A 10,836-nucleotide genomic window follows, 5' to 3' on the forward strand; every position below is an offset into this window, starting at 1 on the left:
GGTGATTAAATTTAAAAAAAGATACGGAAAATTTTCAGTAATCAGCCTGATGTTTGCTTGCTATTTGTTGTATAAATTTACATTTATTTAAGTAAGATTTCATACTTTTTCTGCATAAATAGCGCATTTATCTAGTAAAATTTCCCCATCAAAATTATTAGGATATCCAGAGTTAATACCTGGAAAATCCAATATTTAATATTTGATTTTTTAACTTATTTTGCTAAACCATGCAACAAGCATCCATGAGCAAAGCCGATGATGAAGAAATGTTGTTGCAACAGCCTTGGCAGCGCGAGCGGCAGATAATAGCACGTTTGTCCTCTTTGAACTATCGCACTGGTGAGATAGGTAGCTATTTACACAATATTGCCTGTGGAGTCAGCGAACTGATTGCAGTTGATTGGACGGTTGTTACCTTTTGCCAAGAGGGGTTTGAAACTATTCTAGCGAGTAGTCTGGAAATGTCCGAAGATACACCTCGTGTTTATGCACTGCATGGTAGATTGATTGGTACAGTTATGCAAATAGGGCGCACATTAGCTGTTGAGGATGCTGTGGCTAATCCAGAACATGGTAAACCTGCGCCAGGTTATCGAGCATATTTAGGTATACCCTTGCAAACTACTGAAGGTCAAGTCTTCGGTACTGTTTGCTCTTTTCATCGGCAAGCGAGGGAATTTACAAAAGAAGAAATCCAAATTGTGGAATTGTTCGCCGAACGTGCTGCTACTGCCATCGACCATTACCATCTTTACCAGCAGCAGTGCCAATTTAATCATATCCTGGAGACTGAGGTAGAAAAACGCACCGCAGAACTACAAGCAGCCCAAGCCAAGCTTTTAGAACAAGAACGGCTGGCAGCTATTGGTGAATTTGCGGCGATGATTGTGCATGAAATTCGCAATCCACTAACAACAATGATTATGGGATTGAAGTATTTTAAGAAAACTGTTCTGACTGAAGCGGCTCTTGAGCGATTATCGCTGGCACTTAGCGAGGCTAGTCGGCTAGAAAATCTGCTGAGTGAAATTTTGCTTTATGCCAAACCCCAGGTATTGCAACTGTGTGAATTGGATGTGAATGAATTTATTTGTGAATTACTGATGCCAATGTGCGAGATGCCAGAAGCGCTCTCACGGCGAATCGAATTTATCCCAGCGTTACCTACAGTCAAAATTTTAGGAGATAAAGATAAGTTAAAACAAGTGTTTATTAATATTGTCCGCAATGCTTGTGAGGCAGTCTCAGCCGGAGATACGATTAAATGGGAAGTGGATAGTTCGTCTCCCGATCAAATCTGCATTAATGTCTGCAATGGTGGTGAGCCAATTCCCTCAGAGGTTTTGTCAAAGCTAACGCAGCCGTTCTTTTCCACAAAACCAAGCGGTACTGGGTTGGGGCTTGCCATTAGCAAACGTATCATCAATGCTCATGGTGGAGAATTATCTATTGAATCTGACACCATGACAGGTACTAAAGTGAGTGTTCAATTACCTGTGGTTGTTCTTGGGAGCCTTTAAACGGATAGCATTTTTGACGGCTGGAGCAAATGAAGACAGAATTTAAAGAGTTTACAATCTTGTTAAGTGGCGATCGCTTACTATGCAGTATAGACTTATTCCTTCCCATCTGTGCCGTCATGGGTTGTTTGCAAAAAAGGTGACAGTTCTTTATTTAACTTACCTGCGCGGACAAACTCAGCGTATGTATCAGCTTCAATTGCCAGCAATTCCCCTCGCAGTTCTTCGGTTGTAAATTCTTGCAAATTTGGGTATTCATCAAGTAACTTATCAATTTCTTCTTGCAAAAAGGTAATTTCTCCTGAAAGCAGCGTCTTCTGGTAGCGATAAAACTCTGGCTGAATGCCGGGACGCTTTTGTGTTGTTTCTAAATATTCCAGCGCCCGTTGGAGAGCAACTTGACGGGCAATTGCTTCCGTGTATTTTTGACGTAGCGGTTGCGAACCTAAAAGTTGGAGTTTCTCTAATAATGGTTGGGTGGTTAAGCCCTGTACTAACAGGGTAAATAAAACTACTCCAAAGACTGTAGCAATAATTTCTTCCCTTTGCGGGAGTATGGTTGGTACACTTAAGGCCAGGGCGATGGCGACAGAGCCGCGTAGCCCACCCCACGTCAATACAGTTTGTTCAGATAAAGAAATTTCGGATTTAGCTAACCAGTTGCTAAGACTACTTAAAGCATAAATAGATACTGCCCGTCCCACAATCATAGCTGCGATCGTCACTGCAATAGTTTTTAGGTTATCTCCTAAGACAGCAAAGCGAATTTGATCGCCAATTAAGAGAAAAACAATCGAATTCACAAAAAAAGCTAGAAATTCCCAAAATTCAGTAACGATGATCCGCGTGCGCGGGTTCATACCGATGCGCGAGCCAAAGTTGCCTAAAATTAAAGCTGTGGTGACAACTCCAATCACTCCAGAACCACCTAAATATTCTGTAATTAGGTAAGTGCTGTAGGCAGAAACCAGGGTAAGAGATTGTTCTACTAATGGTAAGTCGAAACGTTGTGTTAGATAGGAAATACCAAACCCAATTAATCCTCCAACGCTGATACCAATGCCTACTACTTGAAAAAATTCTAATAAAGCAGACTGTAAATCAAGTTTGGCAGTACCTAACGGCAAAGCAACTAATAAGCCAAAAGCCACAACGGCCATACCATCATTAAATAAACTTTCTCCTTCCATCAGCGTTCTTAGACGTTTGCTTGCTCCTAGTTCCCGAAATAGAGCCGTTACCGAAACTGGATCGGTTGCTGATAGACTAGCTCCAACTAATAGAGCAATATTCAGTTCAAGTCCAGCGAATTGATGAAGACCGAGTGCCACTCCCACAATAGAAATTATTACCCCTACTACTGCATAGAGACAAATAGGTAACAAATCCTGCTTTAAGTCTGACCATTTCAAATTCCAAGCAGCTTCAAACAGCAGTGGCGGTAAGAAAATCATCAAAATCAATTCAGGAGAGAGATTAACCAATCGCACATTCACGAATGCTAATCCTAATCCCACTATGACCAGTAAGAGTGTATAAGGAATGCGGCGCAACCAACTAAAAATTTGTGGTAGTGTTGCTACACCCAAAGAAACAGAGAGTACTAGTAGAAATTGCTTGAGTTGTTCTGCAATTACGACTTCACCCGTTGTAGACTCTAATGCCATAAGAGTATTCCAGTTAATAACTAAAAAATCAAGCTTTTTCAGCACATTTTTCTAAAACAAGTCAGCGTTTTTAGAATAGTAGGATAAGTTCACATTTTATGATTTATGGTCATAATTATCACAATTTAATAAGCTAAAAATTATTTAATAGTTGAATAAAAAATTATTTTACTATTTTTGGCTCATGTTTTTGAACTTGTGTCACATCAATCGCGACTGTAATGTGTCAGTAGCCACAAAGCACACCGTTCCAACAAAACCAGTGTGGCAATAATGCCGACTGCCAAACCAAATAAAACTAAATTGTTTTCATTACCCGCCTTTAGAGCAAAACTCAACGAAGTGGCGACTGCGGGGGGATGAACGACATCTAGCAATATCATTAGAACAATTGTCAAAATCATTGCACTTCCAGCCGATAAATACCCAGGCCCCAAAGCCAAGTAGGTGAATAAGCCAATGGAAGCTGCCAATATTTGGGAGATGACAAGTGTCCGTACTGTATTAGTGCCGTGTTGCGGGTCTAAGTAAATTAGGAAGGCACTAGAAGCAAGAGAGGCGAATAAAAGTCGCTGACGACTAAGTACCTCAACCAGAGCTAGCACGGTTAGGATCACCAGCGTTGGCATTGAAGCTAGAGCAAATTCACCCTTTAAAGTTAATCTGCGTCTTTTACGACTGTTTCCTGGCTTTATAGATTCTAATTCTCTAGGTTCGTTATTCATTCCTCCTTTTCTTCCTTGTCTATTAGACTTTTGTTAGGAGAATCTGATATTTCTCGTCTGACTTCTTTTACCTGACTAACTTCAAAAATCAGGGAAAAACGTTGCCCCATTTCTTTTTCGAGAAACGCTTCTAAAAGACTTACTTGCTTCGATGTTACAGTTTCCTGTGCGCGAACGCTCAAGCGAACTTGGGGTGGGTTAGTGAGCCAATTAGTATCAGTTTTTAGTAGTTCCAAACGCTGAAAAGTTACGGTTCGGTTTAGGAGTGCCTTTCTCAAATGGGTTTCGAGTTGTGCTTGTCTAACTAATCGGGTAAAGCTCACAGTCAAAGGTATCAGTAAAGCACCTGTTAACGCCAGTGCCCATAGTAGTGCTTTTCGTGCGCGATCGACAGGAGAATAGCCAGTGAATAAAAATGTCAGCATACAAGCAAGGCTAATACCCAAAAGGTTTGTTAGGTAGAGCAAAGTCGCTCCTAAGCTGAGTGACAAGTTAAATTTTGCTAGACCTAAACCGATAACGCAAATTGGGGGCATAAGGGCAACAGCTATTGCTGTCCCTGCCACACTAGCAGAGATTTTTGAATTTACCTTAGCGTAGCCACTGATACAACCTGCTGCGATCGCAATACCCAAATCAAGCAGGTTAGGTTTGGAGCGAGATAGCACTTCACTGCCGAAACTAGGTAGATTAACGATCCAACCGATACTGCAAGAAATTAAAAGTGCTAGTAATGTGCCTAAGAATACTGCTATTACGCCTTTACGAAATAGGTTAATATTTCCAATTAATGCACCAAAGGCTAAACCTCGAATTGGCAACATTAGAGGTGCGATAATCATTGCGCCAATAATTACAGCAGTGCTATTGGCAAGTAGACCAAATGTAGAGATCGCACATGAGCCAATAATCAAAACCAAATATGTTGCGTCGAGACTAGACTCTGACAACAACTCATCTACCAACTGTTTTAGTTGTAATGGTTCAACCCTTTTGCGCTTAAAACCCGCAAAGCGATTGCGAATATTATTTATCAAAACTCCTCCAAATCAAATGATTTTAGATTCTGGATTTTAAACAAAAGCTTTCTTTAAGTAAGTCGGTGTAATTAAAGCTAACTGGCGGTGACTGTCATTAGTCATTAGTCATTAGTCCTTTGTCATTGGTAAGGGTTTTAAGCATATTTATGTTTCGTAATATATATAATTTGGTTTATTCCCACCAACTTACTTAGCATAGAATATCGTTATCAAGATAAATAATGCATTAGATAGCAACATTTATTTCCAGAAATCACGATGAAAGTGGAAGTCGAACTGTAAATATACTACCTAGCCCAGGTTGACTTTGAACGTGAATATTGCCTTTATGCGCTCTGGCGATCGCGATTGCGATGGCTAATCCCAATCCTGAACCGCCAGAGATGCGAGAGCGGTTGCGATCTACTCGGTAGAAGCGATCAAAAATTCGCTGTTGATGTTCAACAGCAATACCAATTCCTGTATCTTCAACTTTAATCATGGCGTAAAGCTCACTCTTTTCTAAAAAAACCGTGACTTTTCCACCGCTAGATGTAGCTTGAATTGCATTGGCAATTAAGTTGGAAATTAAGCGATAAAGCTGTTCTTCATATCCCATCACATACAGTTTTTCTGAGACTTGCACCTGTTTAGAGAGATTTACCTTAGTTTCTACTGCCAAAAATGCTAATTCCTCAGTTAAATCGCTAATTAAATCATTCAAACAGCAAGACTGATATTCTCCTGTTAGTTCTTTTTGGTCTATCCTAGTTAATAGCAATAAATCTCCAACTAATTGTGATAAGCGCCGATTTTGGCGTTTGAGTACATCTAAAATTCCACCATTGGCTTTTGGTTCTTGCTGTAACTTGATAGCAGCTTCAATAGTAGAGTACATTGCTGCTAAAGGTGTACGAAACTCATGGGCAGCATCAGCAGTAAATTGTTGCATTTGTTGGTAAGAAAAATATACAGGTTGCATTGCCCTTCCTGCCAACCACCAACTAGACAAACCAACGAAAATCATGGAAATTGGCAATCCCAACACCAAAGCTAATCTTAAATAAGCCAGATGTTGGTCTAAATCAGTGATACTACGCGCCACTTTTAGATAACCCGAAACTTGTTTTTGAGTATACAAAGGTAAAGTGATTTCGCGGTATCGAGCGCCAGAGGAATCTGTCAATATCTGCCAATACTGTAATTCTGAGGTAATCGGTAACTTGTCAAATTCCATACCTCCACTAGCAAAAAGTTTTCCTGAGCGATCCAATAAGCGTATATAGTAATTAACTGGATTCGCCGCCTCTGTGATTGATTTTTTAATAGCTGTTGTTTTAGGCAAACAATTTGTCTGAGCCACACATAATTCTAAAGAAAATTCTTTATTCAGGCGTTGTAATTGTCCGGGTTGTTGCCAAGCCGGTTCAATGCTTTTATGGAGTGCGTTTGCGACTGATTGCAATCCCTGGTCTATGGTTTCACGATAAGCATGGGCAACCACACTATAAACCCCCAAACTAGATAGCCCCAAAATACCGCCCATGACGAGGGTATACCAAGCTGCAAGCCGCAACCGAGTCTGGTGGAAAATGGGATTGCGTTCCATATTTCTATAACCTTGCTGAAAGTGTCGCTGTCGATTTAGCAGAAATCATCTGCCTATTTCCGCGGCCGGAATATTGAGACGATAGCCCACACCATAAACAGTTTCAATCAAAGATTCGCTGTCTTCTTCTCCTAATTTGCGTCTCAATAAGCGAATTTGTGCTGCTACTACATTGCTAACTGGTTCTGCGCCAATTTCCCAAAGCTGATTAATAATTTGGTCACGGCTAATAATTTGGTTAGGATGCCTCATGAAATACTCCAATAATTGAAATTCCTTGACAGTTAAAGAGAATACTTGTTTTTCACCATGAATATGCTGATGAGTAAGTTCATGAGTGCTGTAATTGAGGGTCAGGCAACCTACTTGTAAGCGTCGGGGTTTGACTTGAGGCGTAAGCGTTGCTCCTACATAAGAGGATCGCCGTTGCAATGCCCGTAATCTTGCCAGCAGTTCTGCCATATCAAAGGGTTTAACTAAATAATCATCTGCACCGCTATCTAAACCGATAATCTTTTCTTCCATCCGGTCTTTAGCCGTTAGCATTAATACAGGTAGAATTAACTGGCGCGATCGCAACCATTTACACAACTCTATCCCTGAAACTCCAGGCAGCATCCAATCAAAAATCGCAAGTGTGTACTCAGTCCAGCCAGTTTCTAAATATTGCCATGCCTGAGTACCATCTAGAAACCAGTCAACTATATACGCCTCATGGCTCAGGACTTGTTTTATTGCTGCACCTAAATCTGCTTCATCCTCAACTAATATAAGTCGCATAGTCACACAGTGCTAAAAGACGGTTGAAACTGTAATTGTCAACCGAGTTTGCTAAGAACAAAAGCAGTAAGAAACCCCAAGACAACAATCAGTCCAGCAAAATCATGTGCTTGCTCAAAAGCTTCTGGAATCATGGTATCTGTAATCATTGCTAAAATAGCGCCTGCCGCTACAGCAGTAGTTGCGGCAATGATTTCTTGTGAAAAATGACTGAATAAAGCATAGCCTAGAAGTGCTGCTATTCCAGAGATGATAGCAATTCCTCCCCACACACCGAAGATGTAGGCAGTTGAACGCCCTGCTTTTTTCATCCCAGCAGCGCTAGAAAGTCCTTCTGGAACGTTAGACAGAAAAACAGCAGCCACAGTCACCCAACTGACAACTCCTCCGTCAATCATGCTGACACCAATCACAATAGATTCTGGAATACCATCAAGTAATGCACCGACTGCGTAGACGCTTGCGGCTTGTCGTTAGACATCGCCATCCCACTCCCACTGTTTTCTTCTTCCGATGGTTGCTGTTCACCCGATCGCTTGCGATGCTTTGCACCTTGATAGGACAGAAACCAGTTTGCTGCTGTATATACAACTGCACCACTGACAAATCCGATCGCTGTTGAGTCAAAGCCACCACGCTTATAAGCTTCATCCATTAGTTCAAACGCTAGTGCTGAAATTAGCACACCAGCACCAAAAGCCATAACTGCGGCGTAGACGCTTGCGGCTTGTCGCTAGACATCGCCCTTGGGGGAATCTTGGCGTAGTAACCTACTGCGGAACCCAGTAGCAGCGCTGAACCACCAACTAAACCCCAGAAACCTGCTTTTAACCAAAGTGGAAACATGATTAATTCGTAATTAAAATTATTGACTTATGTAGCTTGCATTTCTCCACCTTGGGGTTTTGATAGTGCCTGTAATTCTTCCCAAGAATAATGAGAGGGTAGTTCAATTGGTTTATGATCTGCTCCTAATCCCAACCCAACTGTTGGCTGAAGTTCCTCAATAAATTCCTCGGCGTACTCTGCTAACTTATTACCTGCAACTCCACCAGTAATTGCCCCTGCAACGCCGCCAATCGCAGCACCCAATTTACCACCAATTGAGCGACCTAGTGCAGCTCCTGCAACACTACCTCCTGCTGCTCCCAATCCCGTTGCAATAGTATGAACATTAGGGGATGTTTCAGGGGAGGTTTGGTTTTGCTTTTCTAAATCAGTGTGTTTATCATTCATAATTTGTCCATCCTGGAAATAATTTGAAAAGTTTTAGTTTTATCTTACATTCTCAATAGTTTGTCGTTCTGGTAAACGGCGTTGTTCTCCCTGCTGAATCTCACGCTCTAAGAAATAATTCAGCAAGGTTCGCAGCAAAACGATCGCTCCTAAATTCAAAATATCCTGGCGGGTGGGTGCTACTGCCGTCCGTAAAATATCGCTGGCGACAGTAAATTCCAACCCTAATGCCAGCACTCGCCCCAATTGCAAACGAATTCCTTCTGTGGCATCAAAATGTTGCTTGGAGCGAGAGAATAACAATCGCAAATAAGCAGCAATGCCTCGGATCACTGCTGCGCCAATCACAATTGCTGCGGCAATTTCTGTCCCTGCTGCCAAATAACCAACAATGACTTTCAGCCATGTTTCTAGAGGAGTAGTTTCCCTGCCCTGCCCTCCAGCTTCCACATTCAAACTCAAAAGCAGAACTAGCCCTAGTATGAGGGCTAGGGGCAATATCAAATTAATTAATGAATCTTGTGATGCCTCTTTTTTCATAGCTTTCTACTTCAATCGTTCAGCTATGCGTTAGAGAAGCGCTGCTGCAAGCAAATCGCCAACGCGCAAAGCATTTGCCATAATCGTCAGCGTGGGGTTAACTCCCGAATTTGAGGGAAAGAAACTACTATCTACAATATAAAGATTATCGACATCATGAGTACGGCAATTGATGTCAAGGACTGAGGTTTTGGGATTTGTGCCAAATCGACAACTACCGCATTGATGAGCAACTGCTTGTTCTGGTATGTGAGTGCGGGGATAAATGCTAAATGGCAAGACGTGTTTAGCTGAGTGAGGGATTGACTTGAGTACAGATGTCCATCGATGAATTAAGCGATCGCTTGCTTCGATATTGTTCAATGTATAGTCAACATGAATCTTGTCACCCACCACCCGAATCCGATTATTTGGGTCTGGTAAATCCTCTGTTTGCAGCCACCAGCCAACCGATCGCTCGGCCAGCAAATGGCGCTCAAAATGAGGAATCAGCTTGACAAATGGAGCCATTAGTGGCGGGGCTTCTCCGGGAATCATATCGGCTAGGACATTACCTGTATTCTGCACCATACCCATCGGATAAGGGAAATCCGGCTCTCCCCAGTAAAAATCGTTGACGGCGATGGTTTTTTGAAAGTTGGCGTGATTCACCTCTAAATGTATGGAAACTATGGCCGTTTCCAGTTGCTTCATGAAATTCCGCCCCACCTGATCGGAACTATTTGCTAATCCGTTGGGATGTTTGTCATTAGCAGAGCGTAACAGCAAAGCAGCTGAGTTGACAGAACCACAGGCAACAACCACAATATCGCTTGTGAACCAATGTTGCTCTCCTGCAATTTCAGTTTCTACCTTCGTAACTTCTCGCCCCGACTCACTGGTATGCAGCCGCAAAACTTTAGTATTAGTTGAAAGAGTAACATTGGCATACTTTTCGCGGGTGGGACGAATGGCGTTGACATCAGCATCGGCTTTTGCCTGTACCAGACAGGGGTATCCATCAAAAGTATCGCAGCGAATGCAGGGACTATTTAGGCGATCGCTTTCATTGAGCTTTAATCCTAGTGGTAGGTGAAATGGGTAATAACCTAGTTCCCGAATGCCATCAGCAAGGGACTGCATATCTGGCTCATGACTCACTGGCGGATAGGGATATGGTTCGCTGCGAGGTGGTTCGGTGGGGTCTTCTCCTTCCTGTCCATGCACGTCATATAGCTTTTCTGCTTGGGTGTAGTATGGCTCAAAGTCTTGATACTTCAAAGGCCATTCTGGAGAAATTCCTTCTTTATGAATTACCCTTTCAAAATCTCGCTCCCGGAATCTAATTAGGGCTGCACCGTAGAGTTTGGTATTGCCACCAACCCAGTAGCCTGTCTGAGGTTGAAAGGCTTTACCTTCCTTGTTATACCATTGTTCATCTGTATGGTAACGATGTTTTTGATAGACTTCCTCTGGATTCCAGTTTGCTTTTTCTCTCGGTAAAAAGTCGCCTCTTTCCAGTACTAGAATTTTTTTACCTATGGGTGCAAGGCGGTGGGCTAATGTACCTCCACCAGCACCTGTACCAATAATAATGATGTCGTAATGTTCTGTGATGCTAGTCATAATTGATAATTAGTAATTTCATATTAATTACGGTTTAATTTATAAGTTTTATCAAAATTTAAATAGCTCTGAAGACAGATTATTATGCTTAGACTAAAGCTTTAATTACAATATTGCTTCTCTCTAATGGAT

The 10,836-nt window shown here is 41.9% G+C and carries 12 protein-coding genes; 1 reads left to right on the forward strand and 11 read right to left on the reverse strand.

Annotated features, from left to right (window positions below; all coding sequences use genetic code 11):
* Nucleotides 1-245 precede the first annotated feature (245 nt).
* Nucleotides 246-1,523, forward strand: a complete 1,278-nt coding sequence (locus GNF10_RS31240) for an ATP-binding protein (RefSeq protein ID WP_185581749.1) — start codon at nucleotides 246-248, stop codon at nucleotides 1,521-1,523.
* A gap of 95 nt (nucleotides 1,524-1,618) precedes the next feature.
* Here the strand turns inward: GNF10_RS31240 and GNF10_RS31245 are convergent, their stop codons facing one another.
* From GNF10_RS31245 to GNF10_RS31285, 11 genes are all read right to left on the reverse strand, one after another.
* The gene (locus tag GNF10_RS31245; protein ID WP_185581748.1) at nucleotides 1,619-3,190 is read right to left on the reverse strand and encodes a Na+/H+ antiporter; all 1,572 of its coding nucleotides are present in this window, start codon (nucleotides 3,188-3,190) and stop codon (nucleotides 1,619-1,621) included.
* A 206-nt stretch (nucleotides 3,191-3,396) separates the two neighbouring features.
* A complete protein-coding gene (locus GNF10_RS31250; protein ID WP_185587861.1) occupies nucleotides 3,397-3,915 on the reverse strand; it encodes an HPP family protein in 519 nt (172 codons plus the stop codon).
* Nucleotides 3,912-4,952, reverse strand: coding sequence for a DUF389 domain-containing protein (locus tag GNF10_RS31255; protein ID WP_185587859.1), 1,041 nt, complete (start codon nucleotides 4,950-4,952; stop codon nucleotides 3,912-3,914). Before GNF10_RS31255 ends, GNF10_RS31250 begins: the two co-directional genes overlap by 4 nt.
* A gap of 256 nt (nucleotides 4,953-5,208) precedes the next feature.
* Nucleotides 5,209-6,543, reverse strand: a complete 1,335-nt coding sequence (rppB, locus tag GNF10_RS31260; protein WP_185587857.1) for a two-component system sensor histidine kinase RppB — start codon at nucleotides 6,541-6,543, stop codon at nucleotides 5,209-5,211.
* Between the two features lie 45 nt (nucleotides 6,544-6,588).
* Entirely contained in the window at nucleotides 6,589-7,323 is a 735-nt protein-coding gene (rppA, locus tag GNF10_RS31265; protein WP_185587855.1) for a two-component system response regulator RppA, read from the reverse strand.
* Nucleotides 7,324-7,361: 38 nt separating this feature from the next.
* Nucleotides 7,362-7,721, reverse strand: coding sequence for a hypothetical protein (locus GNF10_RS38075; RefSeq protein ID WP_221643611.1), 360 nt, complete (start codon nucleotides 7,719-7,721; stop codon nucleotides 7,362-7,364).
* Nucleotides 7,722-7,732: 11 nt separating this feature from the next.
* A complete protein-coding gene (locus GNF10_RS38080; protein WP_221643610.1) occupies nucleotides 7,733-8,026 on the reverse strand; it encodes a hypothetical protein in 294 nt (97 codons plus the stop codon).
* Nucleotides 8,002-8,169 (reverse strand): hypothetical protein, encoded by a 168-nt coding sequence (locus GNF10_RS38085; protein ID WP_221643609.1) that lies wholly within the window; start codon nucleotides 8,167-8,169, stop codon nucleotides 8,002-8,004. Before GNF10_RS38085 ends, GNF10_RS38080 begins: the two co-directional genes overlap by 25 nt.
* A 27-nt stretch (nucleotides 8,170-8,196) precedes the next feature.
* The gene (locus GNF10_RS31275; protein WP_185587853.1) at nucleotides 8,197-8,559 is read right to left on the reverse strand and encodes a glycine zipper domain-containing protein; all 363 of its coding nucleotides are present in this window, start codon (nucleotides 8,557-8,559) and stop codon (nucleotides 8,197-8,199) included.
* 39 nt (nucleotides 8,560-8,598) lie between these two features.
* Nucleotides 8,599-9,099 (reverse strand): DUF1622 domain-containing protein, encoded by a 501-nt coding sequence (locus GNF10_RS31280; RefSeq protein ID WP_185587851.1) that lies wholly within the window; start codon nucleotides 9,097-9,099, stop codon nucleotides 8,599-8,601.
* 30 nt (nucleotides 9,100-9,129) lie between these two features.
* Entirely contained in the window at nucleotides 9,130-10,704 is a 1,575-nt protein-coding gene (locus GNF10_RS31285) for a GMC oxidoreductase (RefSeq protein ID WP_185587849.1), read from the reverse strand.
* Between the last annotated feature and the right edge of the window lie 132 nt (nucleotides 10,705-10,836).

The organism is Nostoc sp. UCD121 (genome assembly GCF_014222285.1).
Lineage (GTDB): Bacteria > Cyanobacteriota > Cyanobacteriia > Cyanobacteriales > Nostocaceae > Nostoc.